This window comes from Flavobacterium frigidarium DSM 17623, assembly GCF_000425505.1.
In the GTDB taxonomy this organism is placed as follows: domain Bacteria; phylum Bacteroidota; class Bacteroidia; order Flavobacteriales; family Flavobacteriaceae; genus Flavobacterium; species Flavobacterium frigidarium.
Window position 1 is genome coordinate 13093 of sequence record NZ_AUDO01000009.1, and the last position, 24943, is coordinate 38035.

Here is a 24943-nt window from a genome sequence, read left to right on the forward strand (position 1 = left end):
TATTTTAAAGATTTATAGCAATAAATCTTATTATTTTTTTACCGCAGAACATCCTGCCATAGTTGTAATTTTAATGGCTTCGGTAGCAGGTAAACTATCGTTTCTTCTCACTGTCTCTTCGACAACGTTACGAGTAATAGTTTCAAACACTGAAGCTACAATTGAACCTTCTTGCATTGCTGCTGGACGACCAAAATCTCCTGCTTCACGTATAGATTGTACAATAGGAACTTCTCCTAAGAAAGGCACATCTAAATCTTCTGCAAGATTTTTTGCTCCTTCTTGACCAAAGATATAATACTTATTCTCAGGCAATTCTTCTGGTGTGAAGTAAGCCATGTTTTCGATAATTCCTAAAACAGGAACATTGATTGCCTCAGATAAAAACATCGAAACTCCCTTTTTAGCATCTGCTAAAGCAACTGCTTGCGGTGTACTTACAACAACTGCTCCAGTAACTGGTAACGATTGCATGATAGAAAGGTGAATGTCTCCTGTTCCTGGAGGTAAATCGATTAACATAAAATCTAATTCGCCCCAATCTGCATCAAAGATCATTTGGTTCAATGCTTTTGAAGCCATAGGACCTCTCCAAATTACTGCTTGACTTGGAGCAGTAAAAAACCCAATAGAAAGCATTTTAACCTCATAGCTCTCAACAGGTTTCATTTTTGATTTCCCATCTACTGTAACAGAGATTGGTTTTTCATTCTCAACATCAAACATAATTGGCATAGACGGACCATAGATATCAGCATCTAAAACACCCACTTTAAATCCCATTTTTGCTAACGAAACTGCCAAGTTTGCAGTAACTGTAGATTTCCCTACTCCTCCTTTACCAGAAGCTACAGCAACAATATTTTTGATTCCAGGAATAGATTTTCCTTTAATTTCAGCTTTTTCAGCAACTTGAACCTTGCTGTTTATTTTTATTTTTGCATCGGCAGAAACTAACTCTAAGATTGTTTTTTTTATGTCGTCTTCAGCACGTTTCTTTATATGCATTGCTGGTGTACTTAATACTAAATCAACGACTACTTCATCTCCAAAAGTAAGTACGTTTGCAATGGCACCGCTTTCTACCATATTTTTTCCTTCTCCTGCAATAGTTATGGTCTCTAAAGCTTTAAGAATTTCTTTTCTATCTAATTTCATTATAATGGACTATTATCAATTGGTATTTCAGTAAAAACAATATTTATTTAAACTGATTTCAGATTACAAAGATAAAGGATTAAGTTCTTATTGTAAAGAATTTAAATTAGATTTATTGATGTCCAAATTTGCTGCGTTTATGATAGCAAAAAACTACTAAAAACAGCCTGTGAACGAAAAGAGCACGTTTTAATAAATAATCTACTTGCAAACCTAATTGTAAGAAATAAAACTAAGGAATTATCTTAGATCCTTATCACAATGTAATGGAAGAATTCATAGAGGCACTTACTTAAAACATCGCTTAGCTAACTACTTAGACCCAATCTACCTCTTATATTTTAACTTGGCTCCAGTTTTCACCTGATTTGATTCTTCTAATTTGCATTTCGCTAACACCAAATTGTTTAGCAATCATTTTCAACCTTGTAGTTTGATCTGGCCTAGCTAGTATTTTTTTTATTAAAATCACCTTAGTAACAGTGAGTTTCCTTCCGTTTGATGCTAGGTTGTGTTTCACCAAATTTAATCTAGCTTGCTTAACATATGGACTATTTCTTCGATGTTCGGCCACCTCTTCTTTGGTTGCCCATTTTAGATTTTGATAGTCATCATTATCGCGTTTTCGATCTAAGTGTAAAATATGAATTTGATCTTCAGAAGTCTTTGGAATAAAATATTGGGCAACAAGTTTATAAATAAAAAGATGTTTGTTTATAATCTCTCCATCGTTGTATAATTTATATTTGAACAATCGATACCCATCAGTCATGGCACCTTTTAATTCTCTTGCAAATTTCATATTATCTACAAAGCTTATTAATCTTCCTTTGTTAGATACTGCATAACGTAGCTTCAGTTTATCCTCAAGCACGATCTCTTTAAACTCCTCATTTGGATAGAGTCTAATCATTTTCATTTTGTCAAGTTTCATAAGATAAAATATTTTAAAGTTGGCGCTTTTAGAAGTTTTCATCTGCAAAAACGAACATCATTCACTCATGGGTGGTTCCCAGAAATGTGTATCAAAATCAATTATTTGATTGTCTTCTACGGTAATTCCTTCACTTTCTAATAGCTGCTGCATAAGATTAGTGCCATCAAAATGAAATTTACCTGTAAGCAGCCCTTTTCTATTCACTACGCGATGTGCAGGAATGTCGGCGCGACTGTGTGAAGCATTCATTGCCCAACCTACCATTCGAGCAGATCGAGCAGCACCTAGCGCTTTTGCAATGGCACCATAAGAAGTGATTTTACCGTACGGTATTTGCTTAGCGATGACATAAACTCTTTCAAAAAAATTTTCGTCTGCCATAGTATTGTTAATGTAAGAAAGCTTTTTAATTATTAAAGCTGCATGTAATACCTAATAATATTAAAAAGAGTGACGATCGCAATTACTCCCGTTATGCTCCCAATTATAGTATTCATATTTCTAAGAAGATAATCTGCTTTAGACTCAATGTGCTGGAAAAAGCGAATATAAAAATAAAACACTAGCGTTGATCCTAGCACTACCCCACTAACAAAGGTAAATATAGCAAACGGATGGAAGGAAAACAAATCGTACGAAGACAATGTAATGGTAATAAAGACATAATAAGGAATAGGAAAGAAATTTAAGACAGACAAAAGCATGCCTAGAAAAAATCGCTTCTTTTTACTTTTCTTTTCTATTTTTGCTTTTTTCAATTTTGGCTTCTTTGCGATTAGCAAAAAATAGATAGCTAAAGCGCCAAACACCCCAAAACCTAGCTCTCGCAATAGGATCACAATATCTGGTCGTACATTGATGATATTAGCAAAAATGATTGCCAGATAAGCTTGAAAGAAAATTATAATTATCGCCCCAAAAATGAACCAAAAAGCATTTTTTGTACCTTCTTTTAAATTAACTTTTGCCGCTGTCATATTGATTAGCCCTGGAGGAATAATTCCTATTACAGCTGTGACAAAACCAAAAAACAGTGGTAAAATAAAATTCATTGATTACGGTTCTAATAGTGAAAACGGCTTAATTAATACCTTAAATTACAGCGATTTAATCTTTAATTTTAAATCGAATATACGTAATTGCTTTGTTAACTTGCAAATATTGTTTTTCGTAGAAAGTTTGGAATGCCGTCACTTCCTCTGGACTACCTTCATTTACGTATACATTGTGATTTGCATACAGTACTTCATGACCTTCTCCATGCAACAGTCCTAAAGTATAACCATGCATGAATTCACTATCGGTTTTTAAGTTAACCACACCATCTTTTTTCAATATCTTTTTGTACAATTGTAAAAACTCAGAATTGGTCATTCTATGTTTTGTTCTCTTATACTTAATTTGTGGATCTGGAAAAGTAATCCAAATTTCATCCACTTCATTCTCAGCAAAAATGTGGTTTATTAGTTCGATTTGAGTTCTAATAAAGGCAACATTATTTAAACCAGTTTCTACAGCGGTTTTTGCACCTCTCCAAAAACGAGCTCCTTTAATATCGATTCCAATGAAATTTTTATTAGGGTATCTTTCAGCTAATCCTACAGAGTATTCTCCTTTACCACAACCTAATTCTAGTACTAACGGATTGTCATTTTTAAAAAATTCGGTATTCCATTTCCCTTTTAAAGGAAATAAATCACCTACAACTTCTTCTCTCGTTGGTTGAAAAACATTTACAAATGTTTCATTTTCCCTGAATCTCTTTAATTTATTTTTGCTTCCCACTTTTTTTCAAATATTTCGGCAAAATTAATGAATTATATCACAAAGAATGGTTTGCCACCAAAAAAAATACTTTTTAATACAGTAACAGTAAAATCCATATTAGTTTTGTTTTCGAAAAAAAGAAAAATAACAGCATTTTATTTATCTATCGCTGTTCTAATAACGACTTTAAAAAATTGTCCTCAATAGGCGTTTTTATTTTGATAACCTCAGCCGAATTTTCGTTAGGAATTGTCATGGAAAGTACATAGTGCTTGATTTTCCATTTTTTGCCATCTTTCACTAATATACCAGAACCACGACATATTTTCATTTGCGTGCTCAGCAACTCATCAAACCAAGCGATTTTTCCTGATTTATCTATAAAAACATGACGCTCTACTGCTGTGAAATTCCACGCCTTTCCTTTATCAAAAAATGGCTTTGCATAAGTCATGAATTCGCTTTTGTTCCAATTCTCACCCGCATCTGTACCAATGAAAATAGCATCTGAAGTCATGCAGTCAAAATAATTTTCGAAATTAGCATCAGCAGCTGCTTCATGCCAGCCGTCTACCAAAACGTTTATTTGCTCATCATTGCTTTCTTTTACTTTTTCGAAAATACTAAAGGAGCTAAACAGAACCACAATAACCACAACCAATACATTTTTCATACCTCCTAATTTAAATTACACTGCAAACCCGAATCAAATTGCTTTTTCTAGTCACATTACAAATATAGCATTTTAACAAAATTTTATTATTAAACTTCGAAATCGCTTTCAAAGTATTTGAATTAATGTACTTTTACACCACTATTAGCAACACTTCAATATGAAACGAACAGTACTTAAAACCCTACTATTTACCCTATTATCCACTTTGTTAATCACAGCTTGCAAGAAAAACGACAGTGAAAGCCCCACAGAGCTGTCAGAACAAGAAATTAAGGATTTAAGCGAAATTCCTTTTGACAGTACACTTGTAGCGCCCTTTTTTATCAAACATCCACAGTTAGAGAAATACCACAAAGACGTTACAAAGTTATATGAAAAACAAGATTTTCGTTTTATGTGGTATGATCGCAATGGGATTAATGAGTTTGCTAATATACTTTATAATAAAATCAATAATTTAAGCGAAGAAGGTGTCGAAGCTAGCATTCCTTATAAGTTAGAATTCAATTCTTTCTATGAGGCACCACAGGCATCAAAAGATCCACAAATTAATGCAGAGCTTTTAACTACTGCATTATACTTCTTCTACCTCGACAAAGTTTATCACGGAATCGATGCTGCAAAGTCAAATGAGATGGAATGGTTTTTACCTAGGGAGAAACAAACTTATGCTGCGTATACCGATTCTCTACTAACAGATGGATCACATGTCAAAAAAGAAAAGAAAACACTTTTTAGCCAATATTACTTATTGCGAGATGCCCTAAAAAAGTATCGCGCTATCGAAAAAAAAGCTTCTTGGGATAGTATTGCAATGCCGTCCGGCTACAAGACGTTAAAAATAGGAGACAGTTTGACTGCTATCGCTCAAGTTCGCAAGCGTTTACATCTTGAAGGACTTCTTGATACCGATAGTAAAAGCGGCATGTACGATGCAGACTTAGCCGATGCCGTTGTTAAATTTAAAGCCACTCGCGGAATCAAAGGAGACAAATTACTCTACGCGTCTACCTTAAATTACCTAAGCACTCCGTTACCTAACTTAATCAAAACTATTGTTGTTAATATGGAGCGATGCCGCTGGATATCTAAAGATATTGCTAATGCAAAAGAGGTGATCGCGGTAAACATACCTGCTTACCAACTTACCTACTTTGAAAACGGGAAAAACGTTTTAAACCTTAATGTGGTTGTAGGGAAAACGCTTAACAAAACTGTTATTTTTAGTGCACCAATGAAATACATTGTTTTTAGTCCCTACTGGAATCTACCACAAAGTATTATTAAAAATGAAATTGTACCAGCTATCAACAGAAATCCAAATTACTTAGCCCAACATAATATGGAATGGAATAATGGTAGAGTAAGACAAAAGCCTGGTGCAGGAAATTCATTAGGAAGAGTAAAGTTCTTATTCCCTAATTCGAATGCAATTTATCTACACGACACTCCCTCTAAACATTTATTTAGTCGAGACAAGAGAGCTTTTAGTCACGGTTGCATTAGAGTGGAACATCCTGAAGTACTGGCCGCAACTATTATGAAAAATGACACTGCCTGGGATGCTGAGAAAATAGACGAAGCTATGCATTTAGGAAAAGAGAAGTGGTACACTTTAAAAAACAAGATACCCGTTTACATCGGTTATTTTACATCATGGGTGGATGCGACTGGAACGATACATTTTTATGACGATGTTTACAATAGAGATCCAGCACTAGCAGCTCTCTTATTTGAAAAATAATAAAACACGCAGATACATGAAACAAAAAAGACTATCAAAATTGATAGTCTTTTTTTATATATGCGATAGAATTAAATCCTAGTGTTCTTTTTGTTTTTCAAATGTAGTCACCAATGATTTTTTGATCTTGTCAAGAGCGCCTTTAAATGCTTTCTCTACAGTATCAGCATGGTCTGTTACTACAATAGGTTGCAGCTTTGCTGGGCGAACTTCAATTAAACAACGTTTATCATTGATTCCTGGCTTTGCACTATTTTCATCACCTACGTGAACTTCGATTCTTGTAATTTTATCTTCGAATCTTGCTAAAGCAGTTTCTAATTCAGCTGAGAAATAAGCTTCTGCTCTTTCATGTCCTTCTACATTCTTATCTGTGTTAAATTGTATTTTCATAGTGTAAAGTATTTATGTTTGTCTCTCAAAGTTAACGAACGACAATCCAAAAAACGAAGAAATTAGTAAATAATTATGAAAATAAATGCTGTTATATCGGTGTTATCAAGGCTTTCAGCAACTTACCTCATAATTACGCAAACATATATCAAAAACAAAAGCGCTATTCTTTATGAATAGCGCTTTATACTTATTGCTTTTTCTACCTTTTAAACAAAAATCTAAATCTCTTGTCCTAAAAAATAATTAAGCTAAATTTATTTATTTGCTTTTAGGCAAACTTGTGAACCCCATATTGTACAATGTAAATGCTTGAACATCGACATTTTCTTGAATGCTCGCCGCTACTGATTTACCTGCTCCATGACCTGCTTTTACATCAATTCTAATTAAGGTAGGATTTGGTCCTGTTTGTTTGTCTTGTAATTCAGCAGCAAACTTAAAACTGTGTGCTGGTACCACGCGATCGTCATGATCTCCAGTGGTAACCATTGTAGCTGGATATTGTGTTCCTGCTTTTACATTGTGCACAGGAGAATAGGCTTTAATATACTCAAACATTTCTTTACTATCTTGTGCTGTCCCATAATCATAAGCCCAACCAGCACCTGCTGTAAACGTGTGGTAACGCAACATATCTAAAACTCCCACAGCTGGTAATGCTACTTTCATTAAATCAGGACGCTGAGTCATTGTTGCTCCTACTAACAATCCTCCATTAGATCCACCGCGAATAGCTAAATAATCTGAAGTCGTATACTTTTGAGCAATCAAGTATTCGGCTGCAGCAATGAAGTCGTCAAAAACATTTTGCTTTTCCATCTTTGTTCCTGCGTCATGCCATTTCTTACCATACTCGCCACCACCACGTAAATTAGCAACAGCATACACACCACCATTTTCTAACCATACTGCATTTGCAATACTAAAACTTGGCGTCAAGCTAATATTAAAACCACCATAACCATAAAGCATTGTTGGGTTTTTACCATCTAGTTTCAATCCTTTCTTATGCGTAATAATCATTGGGATTTTTGTCCCATCTTTAGAAGTATAAAAAACTTGTTTAGACTCGAAATCGTCGCTTTTAAAATCAACGTTTGGTTTCTCATATACATCAGATTTTCCAGTTGCAGGATTAAAAGTATAAACACTTCCAGGAGTCGTGTAGTTTGTAAATGAATAGTACAATACTTTATCACCTGCCTTACCTCCAAAACCACCAGCTGTTCCTACCGCAGGTAATTTAATTTCGCGAACCATTTTCCCACTATAATCATATTGCTTAACCACAGAAACTGCGTCTTTAATATAAGTAGCAAAGAAATATCCCGACCCTGTAGATGGTGACAAAACATTCTCTGTTTCAGGAATAAAATCAACCCAATTTGTAGGCTCAGGATTTGCAACATCTACCGTAACAACACGCTTGTTAGGCGCATTATAATCTGTAGCGATAAACAATTTATTTCCTTTTGTTTCAATCACACTATTATCACTATTGAAATTATCTACGATTGTAACGATTGGGCTATTTGGTGTTTTTAGACTTTTAATGTATAATTCATTTCCATACGTAGAATTTGCTGCAGAGATAACTAAATAATCACCATCCTCTGTAACATAACCTCCTATGTAACGGCGCTTTTGATCTGCACCAAAAATTACTTTATCCTCCTTTTGAGCAGTTCCTAATTTGTGAAAGTATAATTTGTGCTCGTCCGTCTTTGCAGATAACTCACTCCCTTTAGGTTTTTCATAACTAGAATAATAGAAACCTTCATTTCCTCTCCACGATAAGCCACTAAATTTCACGTCAACAATTGTGTCTTCTACAATTTTTTTAGAAGCTGCATCCATCATAATTACCTTTCTCCAATCACTACCTCCTTCAGAAATAGCATAAGCAACTTTTGATCCATCTTTAGAGAAATCTAAACCTCCTAGTGATGTTGTACCATCTTTCGAAAAAGTATTTGGATCTAAAAAAACCTCTTCCTTTCCTTTACTGTCTTTTCTATAAACTACAGACTGATTTTGTAATCCGTTATTTTTCGAATAATAGGTATAGCTGCCTTCCTTTGATGGTGCTCCTATTTTTTCATAATTCCATAATTTCTCCATTCGTGCTTTTAACGCATCTCTAAACGGGATTTGGTTTAAATAACCGGAGGTTACTTCATTTTCTGCCTTAACCCAACTTGCTGTTTCTGAAGAGCGATCGTCCTCTAGCCATCTGTAAGGATCATTTACTTTTGCATCAAAATAAGTGTCCACGACATCCCCCTTAGGTGTTGCCGGGTACTTAAGTGCCTGTTGTTTTTGTGCCACTGCAACCATTGTAGGTAGTACTGCCATTATCAGAATTAATTTTTTCATTAGTCTTTATTTTTTCGGTTTTAATAAGCAATCGATAGCCTTATAAATGAAGGCTGCTTATTTATATGTCGGTAAGCGCTTTGTTTTGTTACTTAACTATGACTTAAAGTTGCTACAAAGAGAGGCACATTGATTGCGACCGATCGTTTTTACGCAGAGATCCACGGAGAACTCACAAAGAATCGCAGCGTTTTCATCACTATTAAAAAAGTATGATTAAACCTTTTAAGTGTCTCTACGTTACTAATTGCATTTCTTTATGTTACACTTTACACGTTTTCTCGTTACTTTCTATACATTTTACAATCACTTTACTGGCAACCACAATTTGCGAAATTCCCCTTCTTTATCGTAATCTTTTGCTTGCTTCTCTATGTTAAAATAGCGGTGTTTTCTAGGATCATTTCCTACTCCGGCTAGATAAGCCCAATTCCCCCAGTTGCTACACACATCATAATCTATTAGTTGAGACTCAAAGTAAGCTGCTCCTATTCGCCAATCCATTTGGAGTTCGTTACAAAAGTAACTTGCCACGTTCTGTCTTCCTCTATTGCTCATGAACCCCGTTTCTTTCAACTCAATCATATTTGCATTTACAAATTCTGATTCGGTGGTACCTTCTATCCAACATTTGAGTGCCGCTTCGTTTTTCTCCTTAGAATTGGGTTTATCAGCTACTATTCCTGAATACAAAAAGAATTTTGTTTGGTATTTTTTGAACATAAATCGAAAGAAGTCACGCCATAGTAATTCAAAAATTAGCCAATACGTGGAATCATTTGCTCCATGTAGTTCCTCAAATTTTTTAACCTCACTGTAAATAGTTCGTGGCGAAATACACCCCATAGCTAGCCAAGCACTAAATTTTGAAGAGTAATCGCTACCCACCATCTCGTTGCGGGTTTCTTTATAAACGGCTAATTTTTTAGACTCATAAAAGTAATAATTCAGTCGTTTCATCGCTTCAGATTCTCCTCCTTTAAATTGGATAGCCGCTCGCTTGTCTATTTTTTCGAATTCTAAGTTCAAGTCGGCCAAAGCAGGTAATTCTATTGGCGGAATTTCTGGTGACTGTATCGATTCTGGCACTTCGAATACCTCTCTTATTGTCGCATCAAGTTCTGTTTTCTTTCTAAAAACAGTGAACACATCTGGTATTTTTTTTATCGAAAAAGGGAGATCCTCGGCGTGGTACAAAGTACTTGTACTGAAAGTTTCAAGTTCGCAACGCATTTTAAAAAGCAATTCTTGAATCTCATGTTCTACATTTTTTTCCTCAAAAGCTACTTCGCGTTTTGCAAATACTTTTTTGGCCCTATAGTGCGATACGATTTTAGGGATTTCAATCTCAGGTTTCCCTTTTAAAATAACCAAACCAGACCCAAGTTTCCTTAAATTGTCATCTAAATTTTGAATTGATTCTAATAAAAATTGCGCTCGATAACTTCCCGTTTTATCAAACCCGTATTGCGTTTTTTTAAAGTGGTCTTCATCAAAGCAATAAACTGGTACAATTTGTTCGCTTTGAGCAATTGCCTTGATAAGTGTTTCATTATCAAATAATCGTAAATCCGTTTTAAACCAAACTATAGCCGTTTTCATTATATTTTATTTATGTTTTTTAAATAGTAATCTGCTTGTTCTAGTAAAGCAACCTTTGTATCAGGCTTCATTTTTTTCCAGAGTGCATATACCATACGCAACCGCGGATTTGCCTGCAATTTGTCTGCATTTTTATCAAAGAAATTCCAATACAAACTATTAAAAGGACATGCTTTGTCTCCTGTTTTTACTGATTTTTTATAATAACAAGATCCACAATAATGACTCATTTTATCAATATATGATGCCGAACTCACATAGGGTTTTGTACCTACAATTCCGCCATCTGCAAATTGACTCATTCCCACTGTATTTGTAATTTCTACCCATTCAATCGCATCAATATACACGCCTAGATACCATGCACTCACCTCATCAGGATCTGTACCGGCAAGCAATGCGAAATTTCCAGTGATCATTAGGCGCTGGATGTGGTGCGCATAACTATACGTCAGCGTTTGCTGAATCGAATCTCTCAAGCAGTGCATTTTTGTATTTCCGGTCCAATACCAATCTGGTAATTTTGCTTTATTGTTTAAATAATTTAGAGATGCAAATTCAGGCATTTTCAACCAGTAAATTCCTCTCATGTATTCGCGCCAACCTATAATTTGCCTAACAAATCCCTCTAACTGGTTGTATTCGATTTCATCGGGTCTCGCATTCCATTCTTTTATTGCACGATTAATTACTTCTTGTGGCGAAATCATTTTTAAATTCATCGAAAAAGAAAGCCTGGAGTGGTACAGAGACCATTCTGTAGGAACCATAGCATCTTGATAACTTCCAAAAAGCGGAAGACAGTTAACCATAAAGTGCTCCATCAATTGCAACGATTGTTTTCGGCTCGTAGGCCAAAGAAAATTTTTAGCATCGACGGTTCCAATTGTCTTGATTTTTGCCCGATCAACTTCTTTCAAAATAGCAGAAAGATCATTTTCAAAAACTAATGGTTGTAATGGTTTATGCTCTTTTGGGATTTTCTTTCGATTATCACTATCATAATTCCATTGTCCGTTGACAGGAGTTTGTCCCTCCATTAAAACATCGTGCTTTTTACGCATAGCATGATAAAAATTCTCCATTATAAAGGTCAATTTGCCTTTATAAAATTCTCCTAGCTCACTGCGATTAGTATAAAAATGTTCGGTATCAATCACATCGTGTTTAATAGAAAGTGATTGACAAAATTGCTTCAAAATTTCATCTACTCGAAATTCATCTGGAAGTTGGTATTCAAAATGTGCAAATGAATGTTTATCTATCAGCTGCTTAAGATTCTTAGCAAAATCTTGCTGGTTATCGTTATCATTGATCGATAGGTAAATTACGGCATGACCCGCATCTTCTAATTGCTTTGCAAAGTTGCGCATCGCAGCAAAAAAACCAAGTACTTTTTGAGTATGGTGCGTAGCATAATCCGTTTCGGTACGTATTTCCATCATGACATAAGTAACTTCTTCACTGGTTTCATTAAACCAAGAATGGGCACTATTTAATTGATCTCCTAATATTAACCGAATTGTCTTTTTCATTTTGCTTTATTCATTCTACATTTATCGCTGCAATATTTAACGTCTTCCCACACTTTTTCCCATTTCTTCCTCCATGTAAAAGGTCGCTCACAAACCACACATATTTTTGAAGGTAAATCCTGTTTTTTAATTTTTTTCATATCACAATGCAAGTTTGTGTCTTTTCCACTCGATTGCCACTGCTGAACCTTCTGCAAGAAAGACAGTATCAGGTGCCGAGTGGGTTAGATTAGCAAAAGCATCTCCATACATTCGAGAAAAATCGCAATCAATATCGTAATCGATTACGTTGTTCACTAGCCAACTAGGATGTTGCAATCGATACTCCTCAGTGTGTGTATCGCTGGCTTTTGTATAGCCGTAATAATGTTCGAATATAAATTGTTGTAAAGAACCCTTTTCCATCTGCTTTACCTCAGTATTTGCCTTTACCGCTATTCGATTCCACTTCTTATTTAAAAGCCATTCGTACTTGATTGTCTGCTCATTATTACCTCTTTCCATTATATGTTTCGTTTCAACTACCGTGTAATGCTCCTTATACAACTTATTTGCAACCCAAGCCACTATAGGATAAGGAATGGTTTCATTAATAAAAACCACGCCTCTTTTTAGCTTTCCGTTTTCGACCCTAGAGACATAAAAACGCAAATTGATTTCTTCAAAAGTGCCAAACCAAGGAATTGGAATATTGAATAACTTCGTATCTTTAAATAAAAAGCCCACTAAACTGACATAAGCCTTTCCTTCAAACAAATCTATGTTTACTCCTGCTGGCAAATAAGGCGCTAGAACTGCTGGATCAACAGCATAATTTGCCATAATTAATTGCTCCCACTTTGCTTTTAAAAAAATTGCCATAGTTTAGTTTGTTAGTGCTTTACTTGATTCGTCATTTGTATTTGAAAAAGAAAGCATTTCTTGCTTGTCTACAAATATTGGCCTTCTACTGCTGTGCTTTTTAATAATTCGTTTCCCCTCAATTTTGACTTCTTTCTTTTCTCTAAAACTCCATACAATATCGCTTGCACTTTTTCTTGTTTCTTCGATATCAACAATAGGTTCAGGATAATCCTCTCCTATTTTGCAATCATAAAACTCTTGCTCGATAGCATTAAGTTTCCAAGGCTCGTGAATCAAAGCAGCAGGAATATTCGATAATTCAGGTAACCATTGTTTTATGAAAACTCCACCAGGATCGTGGTCCTGCGAATTTTTTATAGGACTATAAATTCTTATTGTGTTTGTTCCAGTAGTTCCTGCCTGCATTTGCAATTGAGGATAATGAATTCCCGGTTCATAATCTAAAAACTGTCTCGCTAGAAAATGGAGTTCGCGCCAGTCCTGCCATAAGTTAAAAGTGAAAAATGAAACTAACATAGCGCGCATTCTAAAATTTATGTATCCAGTTGTAATCAAGCAACGAATGCATGCATCAACAATAGGAACTCCCGTTTTACCTTCTTGCCAAGCCTTTATGTATGATTCATTTTTAGGTTTAACTAAGGCGTCATAAGCACTATTCACATTCTGAAATTCCATGCTGCATTCATCTTCAAACTTCTGAATGAAGTGACAATGCCAGTGCAATCTTGAAACAAAATTTAAAATGGCGCGTTTATTATGTGCGTTTTCATAATGCTGATTTGTATATTGATAAATCATGCGCATGCTTATATTTCCATACGATAAATAGGGTGACAATCGACTGCATCCCTTTCTACTAAGTAAAGGCTTCGAAATATGCTTGCTGTAATTTACATAGCGTTCTTTTACAAAACTATCTAGGTAGCGCCACGCGAGACTTTCGCCTCCTTTTTGGAAGTTTTTATTAGGTGTTGTAATTTCTATGGGAAGTGATTCTCCTTTAATCGAATGATAAAACGAATTATCAAGTGTCAGGAGTTTGAAATCTTGAACTGCACTCATTTTTGGAATGCCTCTCATTACTTTTTCCCAATCGTTACTCCAATTTTTACGTGACTTTAATTTTCTAATAACGCCGTGCAATTGCGACTCTTTCCATGTAATGTCATTCTTTTTAAAAAAAGATTGCATAGCAAGATCACGATCAAAAGTAACTTTGTTACCTACTTCTTGATGAGAAAAAACAGTATGTATGTGGTACTTGTCGTTTAGTGCAGCGAAAACAGTTTCTACTTCATTATGAAAAAAATAGAACTTCCCATTTATCGCATTCAATTTTAGCTGAAGATCCTGAATTGACTCGAATATAAAACGCCAGTGACGAACATCGGCATCAGGATATGCCATTACAGAAGGTTCAAAACAATAAATAAAAAGTAAAGGAAGTCCCGAATTTTGGGCAGCGCGCAGTGCTTCGTTGTCTACAAAACGCAAATCGCGCTTGAACCAAACAATATTTACAGCAAGCTTATTTACCATAACGTTTCATTTTTGACGTTTTAAAAAGCTAAAAATATTTGTTTAACCTTTTTATTTATATCTTAAACAAATATAAGGAATTGTAATTTAAATTCAGTTTATTATTGGTTAAAACTATCCTTTATTAACGTTCCTTTAAGGTTATGCAAATCGAATTTATAATTACCTCTTTCACTTTAGACTTTGGGGACATTATAACATTAAAATAATTGGAAATAAATACTGATCGCTTTTATTTCGAAAACAAAAAAACCATCAAGAGCCAGCCTAAAAATAATTTAAACTAGCTCTTCATGATTTTATCTATAAAAAATTAAAAAAGAATTAGATACTAAAATTGATTCCTAAAACTACGTTACGACCAATGTTTGCAATCCCATCTGTTTTTAATCTCGAGAGATGCGCAATGTATTCTTTATCAAAAAGATTGTTGGCATTTAAGTTGACATCAAAAATTGTCTTCCCAAATTTGACTGTTCCACCTAATCCTAAATTGACTAGCGTGTAACCCGCAGAACGCGTTTCAAAACCACTAACATTATCTTGGCTCAAAGTTGTACTTACATTGATAGTTGCAAAACCTGATGTTAACCAATCTTTGATGTCGAATTCTCCTCTAAAAGTGTTGTTCCAGTTGTTTGCAGGAATTAAAGGAAGGTAATCACCATCTTGTTTTTTAGCAGTAACCGATTCAAAGGCTGTTTCATAATGCAACCAATCAAGCGGATGCGGGTGAAAATGCAAACCTACTTCTCCACCATACAGTTTTGCATTGCTTTGAATGTAATTAAAAACGGCATTATCATCTATAATTGTTCCCGCAGGCGCAGTATAAATGTAATTATCGATGTGGTTGTAAAAACCGTTTACAAAAAACTCAAAGTGATCTGTTTTGTACTCTAAATTTAAATCTGTTTGAAAGTTTTGTTCTGTTTTCAATTCACTATTTCCTATTTCGTATCGATTTGTTCCTTCATGCACTCCATTTGAAGTCAATTCAGCCAAGTTAGGCGCTCTAAAACCCGAAGCCAAATTCAAGCGCATTGTAAAATTAGTAGCCAAATCTGTTTTATATCCTAGCGCTGCATTGAAGCTATCAAAAGATTTATCTACTGCTTGAAAATACCCTTCTTCCCCTACTTCGCCATTTACTTCGCTACTTATTTTTCTATTGTCAAAGCGCAAACCTGCTTGTAAAGCACTGCTGCTTCCCCACTCATAATTTGCGGTTCCAAAAATCCCAAAGTCATTAGTCGTTGCATCTGGAATTAATAGTTCCTCTCCAAAATTGGTATTTGTTTGGTGCATTCCTTGTACTCCCAAAATAGTCTCAAGATTACCCATTTTAGGTAAATGATATTTTGCATTGTAATTGAACGTTTTGAGTTTCATTTGTAAACTAGCCTCATCAGAATCCTCAAATTCAGAACGATCATTTGTTACATAACCCAAGTCTACATCTAATTTTGTATTCGTAAAATAAATAATAGAATTTAAACTCAATAAGTGATTTGACACCGCTTGTCGCGGCAGGGCTGTATTCTTGCTAGAGGATTGCGCTCCTATACCGTCTTCTGGCAAACCTAAATCTAAGTTGTTATAGTTGTAGCGAAGCACCGTAGAAAATCTAGCATTGCTATATCCAGCAGCTGTTTTAAAATCAGTTTCATTGTAACGGGTATTTGTCACACGGTCTCCTCCAGAAACGCGGTAATCAGAATGGGTATTGTAACTTCCTCTCGCTAAGAATTTCCAGTTTTCAGTAGACGTTCTTAGTCCTAAAGACGTATTGCTCCCTAAGGTATTCGAAAATAATTTCTGATTTAGATTCGCTTTGAAAGTGTTGGCGTCAGCAAATTTTTCTGGGTTAAAATAAAGCACCCCACCTAATGCATCTGATCCATATAATAGAGATGCTGGTCCTTTAATTACTTCGACGCTCTCTATCCCTGCATCATTAAGACCCAAACCGTGTTCGTCCCCAAATTGTTGATTTTCCATACGTACTCCTTGCGAATATACTAGAACGCGGTTTCCGCTTAGTCCACGTATTACCGGCTTCCCTATTGATGTCCCTGTAGAAACTTGAGAAACTCCTGGTATTGTGGCAAGTCCTTCAATAAGTGTCGAAGTCCCTTTTTGCTGTAGGTCTTTGATTGTTTCATGCTCCACTTTCATCACGTTTTGCGACTGAATTTTATTGAAAGCTGTAGAGACAATCACCTCATCCATTTCAAATATACTTTCTTCAAGAGTGACATCAAGTGTTTCAATAGCTTCACTGTTTTTAATGGCGATATTTTGACTCATGAATCCTACATAAGTGAAGTTTATCGTGAGTCCGTTTTTAGGTAAATTATTTAAAGTATATTTTCCGTTTTCATCTGTTTTGGTTCCTTTTTGAATTGCTCCAATGTAAACAGAAACACCTTTTATAGGTTGGCTAGCACCATTTGTAACTGTTCCTGAAACTGATATTTGCGCTTGTAGCACAGCCGAAAAACCCAGTAATAGGGTAATTATAATTTTTTTCATCGAATGTAGATAGTGGACTTGCAAGGTTTTGCAAATCTTATTTATGAATTGTGAGTATCATTTTTATTTTTCGAAAAGCCATTAAAATCAACTATTCGCTTTAATAAGAATGATACAAAAATCGCAACTATCATTTGTAACAGCATAATCTGTTACAAATAAGAGTATCTCGTTTGTTCATTCGCTTAAAGCGAAAAATAAATTAAAATAACTAAACTAATAATAATGGGGGACCGCGATGCGAATACAAACTACCCGAGAAGGTAATTAAGGCTGGTATTGCCTCGTGATGATAAGGAATAAGCTTATAATCGACTTGTAGCTTATAAGTAAAAGTTGCTGGAGTAATGTAATTCCCAACGGTGAAATGACATACTTTACAAGTGTCATAATTATGATGTTGGTGTGTAATTTCAGTATGCGTAACATTGTATTTATGCTGGCATTCTTTTTGCGTAAATTGCTTTAAGACATGCTCATACATATGTAGCGATTGAAACAGCATTGAAAACAATACGGTCATCGCTAAGAAAGTGCTAATTAAAAGCGTTCTCTTTTTCATACGTTGCAAATGTAGCTAAACCGTAAAAAGAAAACCATCTAAATTAATAAAACATGACGAATTATTAAAGTAGATGGTTCCTTCTAACAAAGTGTAAATGGCTTACACTAATTTTGCTGCTACTAAATATTCTGCAATTTGAATGGTATTAGTAGCTGCACCTTTACGTAAATTATCAGCGACAATCCACATGTTTACAGTGTTTTCTTGACTTTCATCACGACGAATTCTTCCTACGAATACATCATCCTTACCTTGCGCATAGATAGGCATTGGATACGTATATGTATCGTTGTTATCTTGAACAACTACACCATCTGTGTTGTGTAATATAGTTTGAATATCAGCAACAGTAAAGTCATTGGTAAATGCAACGTTTACCGCTTCACTGTGGCCACCTACAATAGGCACACGTACAGCAGTAGCCGTTACAGCGATTGCTTTGTCGTCTAATATTTTTTGCGTTTCACGCACTAACTTCATTTCTTCTTTTGTGTATCCATTTTCTTCAAATGAATCACATTGTGGAATAGCATTGCGGTGAATTGGGTATTTATACGCCATTTCTCCTTTTTCTCCAGCATATTCATTTTCTAACTGTTGTACTGCTTTTACTCCCGTCCCGGTGATTGATTGGTAGGTTGAAACTACAATACGCTTGATGTTGTATTTTTTGTGCAATGGTGCTAGAACAAGAACCATTTGTATTGTAGAGCAGTTTGGGTTGGCAATGATTTTATCCTCTTTTGTCAACGAACTAGCATTGATTTCTGGAACGATCAATTTTTTAGTTGGATCCATTCTCCAAGCAGATGAGTTGTCAATTACCGTTGTACCTACAGCTGCAAATTTAGGTGCCCATTCTAACGAAGTTTCTCCTCCAGCAGAAAATAAAGCAATATGTGGTTGCATCGCTACCGCAGTCTCTAATCCTACAACACTATAATTTTTACCATTAAAGGCTATTTCTTTACCAACTGATCTCTCTGAAGCAACAAGAATTAATTCATCAGCAGTTGTAATAAAATTTCTTTCTGCTAATACTTGTAACATCACTTCTCCAACCATACCGGTTGCACCTACAACTGCTATTTTCATTTTTATAATTTTATAATTGAATACTTAACTTCAAGTACAAAAGTAAGTAATATTAAAACCAAAACAATTGCATTCACAAAAAATAACAAAATGTTACAAATAAAACACTTTACAAAAAAAACACGTCATTGACGTGGTTTTCATTATTATCTAGGATTTATTATTTCTTTAATAAATCTCTAATTTGCATCAACAACTCTTCTTGAGATGGTCCTGCTGGAGCTGCAACCACCGCTTCTTCTTTCTTTTTAGATTTTTCAGCAGCTCTAAGTATTACGAAAATAAAGAATGCAATAATTACAAAATTGATAAGTGCTTGCACTAAGTTACCATAAGTCATTACCGCTGCACCAGCTTCTTTTGCTGCCTCTAAGCTTGCATAGTCTTGCCCATTTAAAGAGATGAATTTTGTTGTAAAATCAACACCTCCTGTAAGCAATCCAACTACCGGCATAATAATATCATCAACGGCAGAACCGATAACTTTACTAAATGCACCACCAATTACAACTGCAGTTGCTAAACTCAAAACATCGCCTTTCATTAAAGAGGCTTTAAAATCGCTAAAAAATCCCATAAGTTTCCTTTTATTAAATTTGTAAATTTTCTTATTGAGAACTAAATTAAGTTTTTTTTAACACTTTAATTTATAAAATCGACCTTTATCCAATTTTATCGATAAAAAACACGTTTTACCCTTTGCGAAATGCTGGTTAAGATCTCATATGGTATGGTATTTAATTTTTTTGCGATGGATGAAACAGAAGGTTTTTCACCAAAAATGATAACTGATTCTCCTTCGGTGCATTCAATATCAGTGACATCTACCATGATCATATCCATACAAACGTTCCCCAATATTTTTGCTTTTTGATCATTTACATTGATGTAGCCTACTCCGTTTCCCAAGCCTCTCGAGATTCCGTCAGCGTATCCTACAGGGATTGTTGCAACCTTTGTGATTCTCTTTGCAACAAACTTTCGCCCGTAACCTACACTTTCGCCTGCATCAATCACTCTAACTTGCGAAATAACCGACTTTAAAGTACCCACGGTTTCTAAATACTTTTGTTCTTTAGGATCATTAGAAACACCGTACAAACCTATTCCCAAACGCACCATATTATATTGACTATCTGGAAAATTACTTATTCCAGAAGTGTTCAATATATGACGGATAGGATTTATCCCTAATTCTCGAATAATCTTAGAAGACAATTCTTCAAATAAATTAATTTGTTTCAGGGTAAAATCACGCTGTAAAGGATCGTCACTAGTAGCCAAATGTGATAAAATACTCTTTACTTTTACTGTATCATTGTCTTTTAATGTTGAAATAAGTTCAGCTAATGTATTTGTTTCAAAACCCAAGCGGTGCATTCCTGTATCTATTTTTATATGGATAGGAAATGCTTGTAGTTTTTTCTGTTTTGCTATTTTCAAAAATGCGTGTAATCCTTTTAAACAATAAATTTCAGGTTCTAACTGATGCTGAATAATGGCCCCAAAACTCGTGTTTTCAGGATTAAGTACCATGATTGGTGTTTTAATTCCGCCATTTTTTAACGAAATTCCTTCATCGGCAAAAGCCACACCTAGGTAGTCAACATTGTGATGTTCTAGTAAATTGGCAATTTCGAGTCCGCCATTTCCATAACCAAACGCCTTTACCATCACCATGATTTTGACCTCTGGTTTTAATTTCGATTTAAAAAAATTAAGATTGTAACTTATGGCGTTCAAGTTAATTTCTAAAACCGTTTCATGCGTTTTCTCCTCTAGTAAGGCAACTATTTCTTCAAACTGAAAAGAGCGCGCTCCTTTTACTAGGATAGTTTCATTTGAGAAATCGATATGCTCAAAATCAGCAATGAATTCTGCGGTATTGTTGTAAGTAATGCAATTATTGAATTTTTCTTTAAAAGCACTTATAGTATCTCCAATTCCAATTACACGATTAATGTTATTCGATATAATTAATTTGGCGACCCTATCATACAATTCTTCATTAACTAATCCGCTTTGAAAAATATCTGAGAGAATAACTGTTTTACTTTGGAACTGCTTCTGACTTTCGAGAAAATCCAAAGCTATTTTTAAAGACTGAAAATCAGAACTGTAACTATCATCCACCAAGGTGCAATTGTTGATCCCGTTTTTTACTTTCAATCGCATTTCGACTGGAAAAAGCAATAGCATTCTCGCTTGAATAACTGCACTTTCATAGTTCAAATACAATAAAACCATCAGGCAAGAAATGGCATTTTCGATAGAGGCCTTATCTAAAAAAGGAATTTCAAATTGCGCTTCTTTACCGTCATGAGCATAGTGAATTACAGTATGCTGGTTTACTATTTCTTTCTTGAAAACCAATACAGTCGCAGTTTCATCATTAAAACTCCAAGAAAATGTTTTATTCCTTGGGTTAATAAAACGATCTACTGCTGCATCTTTTTGATAGATTAAAACCTCAGCATGATTAAATAGTATGAGTTTCTCCTTGATTTTATATTCAATATTTTCGAACCCTTCATCGTGGGACGAACCAATATTTGTAAGCACTCCTATTGTGGGTTGGATTACTTTTTCGAGATTTTGCATTTCAGAAACTGTTGAAATACCTGCTTCAAAAATCCCTAAATTGTGTTTTTCATTTATAGCAACAATAGACAAAGGCACTCCTACTTGAGAGTTGTAACTTTTTGGGCTTCTAATGACATTAAAATCAGGACTTAGTAAAAAGTTCAACCATTCTTTTACGATTGTTTTACCATTGCTTCCCGTTAATCCTATTACAGGAAATTGGAATTTATTTCGATAAAAAACTGCAAAATCCTGAAGCGCTTTAATGCTATTATCAACCACCAAAAAATTAGCTTTATCCTCAAGTCCCGCTGGAACATATTGTACAACAAAATTTTGAACACCTATACTCATTAAGTCCTCAATGTAATTGTGTGCGTCATTATTGACTCCTACGATCGCAAAAAACAATGTCGAAGGGCTATTTTGCAGTGATCTACTGTCTATAGATATATTTTCAATTTCGTTTTCTGCTTTTAATCCCAACCATTTGGCGTTTAAAACAGCAACTATTTTTTTTAAACTTATACTCATTTTAAATTCGATTAATTATCAAAATACAGCTTATCGTGACCTTGCAACATACTTATCTTAATCACGAAGATTACTAACTCTCTCTTGATAAATATTGTTTCAAAGATACGATATATTAGAAAATGGACGCTAATGTCGTTATCGTTCTCGCTATTGCAAAAGTGCTGTGGCTTGAGAAAATGTGTTAACTAGATGAAAAAGATTAGTTCTTAATTTTAGTATATTTGTTACAACAAGACACTATTCACGATGCTTAAAAAAATACTACCTGCTGTATCCTACATTTTTCATCCCATTTTCATATCGCTATACGCGACACTGTTCTACCTTTTTTCGAATAATTCCAGCTTTATCAATAACGAAAAAATTTTCATTGTATCTCAAGTTGCCATCATAACAGTTTTGGTCCCTATGTTATTTTTCTTTGTGTTAAAGTCGACCAAAATGATTAGCTCTTATAAAGTGCCTACTGCATCAGAGCGGAAAATTCCCTTAGTAATTCATTGCTTTTTACTCATCTTGATATTAAAAAAAACCATTACTATCGAACGCTATGCTGAGTTACATTTTTTTATGCTAGGTGCGCTAACTAGTACACTTATAGCTTTAATACTCGCCTTTTTTAAACGAAGAGTTAGTTTGCACATGATAGGCATTAGCGGTCTGACCATATTTGTGATTGGTTTAAATCTACATGATCAAATTTCATATACGATAGCCATAGCATTGTTAGTGCTTATGAATGGAATTATTGCTTCTTCAAGATTGGCACTAGGAGACCATAGCGAACGTCAGTTAATTTTAGGGAGCTTGATAGGTGCCCTACCCCAGATGTTACTGCTGTACTTGTGGTTATAGGATATAAAAAATCAAACCTACATTAAGGGCTTTCATATCAATACTTTTATCTGCAATGGATGCCGTTTTAAACATGGAATTTAAACCGTAATACACATAAACGTTGACTGTATTGTACCCTGCGGAAGCGTAGATACCATATAAAAATTTATTAAAATCTTTATTTCCTTTTATGATTGCATTTGTAGTATCATCTGTAAAAACAGACCTATCGTGCAATAAATAGCTGAACTTTACCCCTCCGTAGATTCGCCAAAACTTATGGCTTTCATAGGTTGATGTTCGCCATCTAAATTCGACTGGAACATCTATTAATAATTGCGAGAATTTGTTAGTGCTGTAATCTCCCGTATTTACTGTATATACTGGATTATTACTATCGCCTGTAATGGCTAAATTTTGAATGTAGTTATTATAGGTGATTCCCAACCCCGTTGCGATAGCGATAGTGCGATCTTTATTGATAGGCATATCGCGTAAAAACCCACCCGAAAAACCCGTAGAGAACTTATTTTGAGATAAATCTGTTGGTTTTTGTTGCAAGGTGTTGTAAGTGAATGCAAAAAAAAACTGATCTTCGCGGTATAATGAATCGATACGAATCAGTTCGATTTTTTCCTCTTCTTCGATATCCTGAGCGTAAGAATGCCAATTTGTTAAAGCAAAAAAGCTAAGTACAATTAACTTTTGGAGAGTATTTCTAGTTATAATCAATCGCATGAGTGTATCTGGTTGTGAAGTAAACATTATCGCTATACAAATATATGTTTTTTGATACGTTTAATAACGCTAAATGATACGGCGACATTGTTTGTAATGAGAAATTTTTAAGAATTCACCAATAGCGAAGGGAAGCATGACTTAGTTTACTCGTGGCATTGCATGCCTTAGCCTTTTTTGTTTTATAGCTTAGCCAAACTAAAAAGTTTGACTTTTTCTAAAAGGATTAACTCCGTTGATCCCAGAGGGGGCGTCTCACAAAGAAACAATGCTTGGCATTGCATGCCTTAGCCTTTTTTGTTTTATAGCTTAACCAAACTAAAAAGTTTGACACGCTTTAAAACAAAAAATGCTCCCCTTTCAGGAAGCATTATTTCTTTGCAGAGAGAAAGGGATTCGAACCCTCGATATGTTGCCATATACACGCTTTCCAAGCGTGCGCCTTCAGCCACTCGGCCACCTCTCTAATTTGGTTTGCAAATAACACTAAAAAAATGAGCTTTAGCAATAAATATTAAGTAAATTTTGACAGCTTCACTTTTCTATATTTCCATTGTGTAAAAGGATTTTTTTGAAAGCTGTAATAAACAAACTCACTGCTTTTTTTTGGTAATCATTATTTAAGGTTAGTATGAACGAACTTCTAGCTGTCTCAACGCCATCTAACTTTACTGCTTTTAAATTATCCCACCCTTTTAAAGCCATTGCTGTAACAACGGTAGCCCAATCACTATTTTCTATTATTTGTAATAACGGGTGTATAGCATTTAACTCAATAGGAATTGTAGGATGCATATTGTTTTTTTCGAATAGTTTGTCTAGAAACTCTCGTGAATTAAAACCCTGTGAAGGTAGAATCAATGGAATGTTTTCTAAATCACGAAAAGGAATCTTGGCTAACTTGGCCAAAGGATTTGATTTGGCTACAGCCATAACCAACTCTGAGTCAAATAAAGCTATCGATTTAATAGCAGGGTTAATTTGATTTGCAGAAATAACTAAAACCAAGTCGAGTTCGTTATTCAATAATTTTTGCTCCAGCGGTTCAGTAGCGCCATATTCAACAATAATACGTAGCTGTGGGTATTTTTTAGCAAAGGTTTGCACCACTGGCAGCACCAAAACCCCAAAGATATAAGTCACGCCTATTCGTAATTCTCCCCCTATCATAGCATTTAAATCATCAATTGCCTGCTGACCTGATTGTACATCATTGAGTATTTGCTTGGCATGTTTTAAAAATACCGTACCTGCCTCTGTTAATTGGATTTTCTTAGCATTTCTTAAAAACAAGGGCATCCCCAACTCTTCTTCTAATTTTTTAATTTGTTGCGATAATGCTGACTGAGTGACAAAACAAAGCTCAGCCGCTTTTGTAAAATGCAGCACTCTCGAGGCTGTAATAAAATAATGCAATTGCTGAATTTCCATTTTAATAAGTATTACTAATCATTAT

General features: G+C 34.8%; 23 protein-coding genes and 1 tRNA gene. 2 read left to right on the forward strand and 22 right to left on the reverse strand.

Annotated features, from left to right (window positions below):
- Positions 1 to 30: 30 nt before the first annotated feature.
- From H603_RS0106250 to H603_RS17780, 7 genes are all read right to left on the reverse strand, one after another.
- Positions 31 to 1158, reverse strand: coding sequence for an Mrp/NBP35 family ATP-binding protein (locus H603_RS0106250; protein WP_026707772.1), 1128 nt, complete (start codon positions 1156 to 1158; stop codon positions 31 to 33).
- Positions 1159 to 1492: 334 nt separating this feature from the next.
- Complete coding sequence (locus H603_RS0106255; RefSeq protein WP_245576094.1) at positions 1493 to 2092, reverse strand: hypothetical protein; 600 nt, start codon at positions 2090 to 2092, stop codon at positions 1493 to 1495.
- Positions 2093 to 2149: 57 nt separating this feature from the next.
- Positions 2150 to 2476 (reverse strand): MGMT family protein, encoded by a 327-nt coding sequence (locus H603_RS0106260; RefSeq protein WP_026707774.1) that lies wholly within the window; start codon positions 2474 to 2476, stop codon positions 2150 to 2152.
- Between the two features lie 32 nt (positions 2477 to 2508).
- Positions 2509 to 3147 (reverse strand): LysE family transporter, encoded by a 639-nt coding sequence (locus tag H603_RS0106265; protein ID WP_026707775.1) that lies wholly within the window; start codon positions 3145 to 3147, stop codon positions 2509 to 2511.
- Positions 3148 to 3202: 55 nt separating this feature from the next.
- Positions 3203 to 3880: a tRNA (guanosine(46)-N7)-methyltransferase TrmB gene (gene trmB / locus H603_RS0106270; protein WP_026707776.1), complete on the reverse strand. Its 678-nt coding sequence runs from the start codon at positions 3878 to 3880 to the stop codon at positions 3203 to 3205.
- Positions 3881 to 4025: 145 nt separating this feature from the next.
- Entirely contained in the window at positions 4026 to 4517 is a 492-nt protein-coding gene (locus H603_RS0106275; RefSeq protein WP_394359122.1) for a nuclear transport factor 2 family protein, read from the reverse strand.
- Positions 4495 to 4545 carry a 4Fe-4S binding protein gene (locus tag H603_RS17780; RefSeq protein WP_394359123.1) on the reverse strand — a complete coding sequence of 17 codons (51 nt, stop codon included), beginning with the start codon at positions 4543 to 4545 and terminating at the stop codon, positions 4495 to 4497. The genes H603_RS0106275 and H603_RS17780 overlap by 23 nt, the downstream gene beginning before the upstream one ends.
- 150 nt (positions 4546 to 4695) lie before the next feature.
- Here H603_RS17780 and H603_RS0106280 point away from each other — a divergent pair, with 150 nt between their 5' ends.
- Complete coding sequence (locus H603_RS0106280) at positions 4696 to 6282, forward strand: L,D-transpeptidase family protein (protein WP_026707778.1); 1587 nt, start codon at positions 4696 to 4698, stop codon at positions 6280 to 6282.
- A 78-nt stretch (positions 6283 to 6360) separates the two neighbouring features.
- On the opposite strand, the gene H603_RS0106285 is transcribed toward H603_RS0106280, so the two are convergent.
- The 12 genes from H603_RS0106285 to H603_RS0106340 form a co-directional block, all read right to left on the reverse strand.
- Positions 6361 to 6675 carry an HPF/RaiA family ribosome-associated protein gene (locus tag H603_RS0106285; protein ID WP_026707779.1) on the reverse strand — a complete coding sequence of 105 codons (315 nt, stop codon included), beginning with the start codon at positions 6673 to 6675 and terminating at the stop codon, positions 6361 to 6363.
- Between the two features lie 261 nt (positions 6676 to 6936).
- Positions 6937 to 9033: a prolyl oligopeptidase family serine peptidase gene (locus H603_RS0106290; RefSeq protein WP_084157727.1), complete on the reverse strand. Its 2097-nt coding sequence runs from the start codon at positions 9031 to 9033 to the stop codon at positions 6937 to 6939.
- A 327-nt stretch (positions 9034 to 9360) separates the two neighbouring features.
- Positions 9361 to 10656 (reverse strand): DASH family cryptochrome, encoded by a 1296-nt coding sequence (locus H603_RS0106295; RefSeq protein ID WP_026707781.1) that lies wholly within the window; start codon positions 10654 to 10656, stop codon positions 9361 to 9363.
- Positions 10656 to 12191, reverse strand: a complete 1536-nt coding sequence (locus H603_RS0106300; RefSeq protein ID WP_026707782.1) for a cryptochrome/photolyase family protein — start codon at positions 12189 to 12191, stop codon at positions 10656 to 10658. Before H603_RS0106300 ends, H603_RS0106295 begins: the two co-directional genes overlap by 1 nt.
- Positions 12188 to 12322 carry a DUF2256 domain-containing protein gene (locus tag H603_RS17290; RefSeq protein ID WP_211223772.1) on the reverse strand — a complete coding sequence of 45 codons (135 nt, stop codon included), beginning with the start codon at positions 12320 to 12322 and terminating at the stop codon, positions 12188 to 12190. Before H603_RS17290 ends, H603_RS0106300 begins: the two co-directional genes overlap by 4 nt.
- Before the next feature lie 10 nt (positions 12323 to 12332).
- Entirely contained in the window at positions 12333 to 13052 is a 720-nt protein-coding gene (locus tag H603_RS0106310; protein WP_026707783.1) for a YqjF family protein, read from the reverse strand.
- 3 nt (positions 13053 to 13055) lie between these two features.
- The gene (locus H603_RS16575; RefSeq protein ID WP_084157723.1) at positions 13056 to 14597 is read right to left on the reverse strand and encodes a cryptochrome/deoxyribodipyrimidine photo-lyase family protein; all 1542 of its coding nucleotides are present in this window, start codon (positions 14595 to 14597) and stop codon (positions 13056 to 13058) included.
- 324 nt (positions 14598 to 14921) lie between these two features.
- Positions 14922 to 17132 carry a TonB-dependent receptor gene (locus tag H603_RS0106320; RefSeq protein WP_026707784.1) on the reverse strand — a complete coding sequence of 737 codons (2211 nt, stop codon included), beginning with the start codon at positions 17130 to 17132 and terminating at the stop codon, positions 14922 to 14924.
- A 211-nt stretch (positions 17133 to 17343) separates the two neighbouring features.
- The gene (locus H603_RS0106325) at positions 17344 to 17694 is read right to left on the reverse strand and encodes a hypothetical protein (protein WP_026707785.1); all 351 of its coding nucleotides are present in this window, start codon (positions 17692 to 17694) and stop codon (positions 17344 to 17346) included.
- A 102-nt stretch (positions 17695 to 17796) separates the two neighbouring features.
- Positions 17797 to 18792 (reverse strand): aspartate-semialdehyde dehydrogenase, encoded by a 996-nt coding sequence (locus tag H603_RS0106330; protein ID WP_026707786.1) that lies wholly within the window; start codon positions 18790 to 18792, stop codon positions 17797 to 17799.
- Between the two features lie 160 nt (positions 18793 to 18952).
- Positions 18953 to 19369 (reverse strand): large conductance mechanosensitive channel protein MscL, encoded by a 417-nt coding sequence (mscL, locus tag H603_RS0106335; protein ID WP_026707787.1) that lies wholly within the window; start codon positions 19367 to 19369, stop codon positions 18953 to 18955.
- Positions 19370 to 19464: 95 nt separating this feature from the next.
- Positions 19465 to 21909, reverse strand: coding sequence for a bifunctional UDP-N-acetylmuramoyl-tripeptide:D-alanyl-D-alanine ligase/alanine racemase (locus tag H603_RS0106340; RefSeq protein ID WP_026707788.1), 2445 nt, complete (start codon positions 21907 to 21909; stop codon positions 19465 to 19467).
- A 249-nt stretch (positions 21910 to 22158) separates the two neighbouring features.
- On the opposite strand from H603_RS0106340, the gene H603_RS0106345 reads away from it, so the two are divergent.
- On the forward strand, positions 22159 to 22767 hold the full coding sequence (locus H603_RS0106345; protein WP_026707789.1) for a hypothetical protein: 609 nt from the start codon (positions 22159 to 22161) through the stop codon (positions 22765 to 22767).
- On the opposite strand, the gene H603_RS0106350 is transcribed toward H603_RS0106345, so the two are convergent.
- The 3 genes from H603_RS0106350 to H603_RS0106360 form a co-directional block, all read right to left on the reverse strand.
- A complete protein-coding gene (locus tag H603_RS0106350) occupies positions 22762 to 23487 on the reverse strand; it encodes a porin family protein (protein ID WP_026707790.1) in 726 nt (241 codons plus the stop codon). The two genes, H603_RS0106345 and H603_RS0106350, sit on opposite strands and share 6 nt — an antisense overlap.
- Before the next feature lie 381 nt (positions 23488 to 23868).
- Positions 23869 to 23953 (reverse strand) — tRNA-Ser (locus H603_RS0106355).
- A 68-nt stretch (positions 23954 to 24021) separates the two neighbouring features.
- A complete protein-coding gene (locus H603_RS0106360) occupies positions 24022 to 24918 on the reverse strand; it encodes a LysR substrate-binding domain-containing protein (RefSeq protein WP_026707791.1) in 897 nt (298 codons plus the stop codon).
- Positions 24919 to 24943 lie beyond the last annotated feature (25 nt).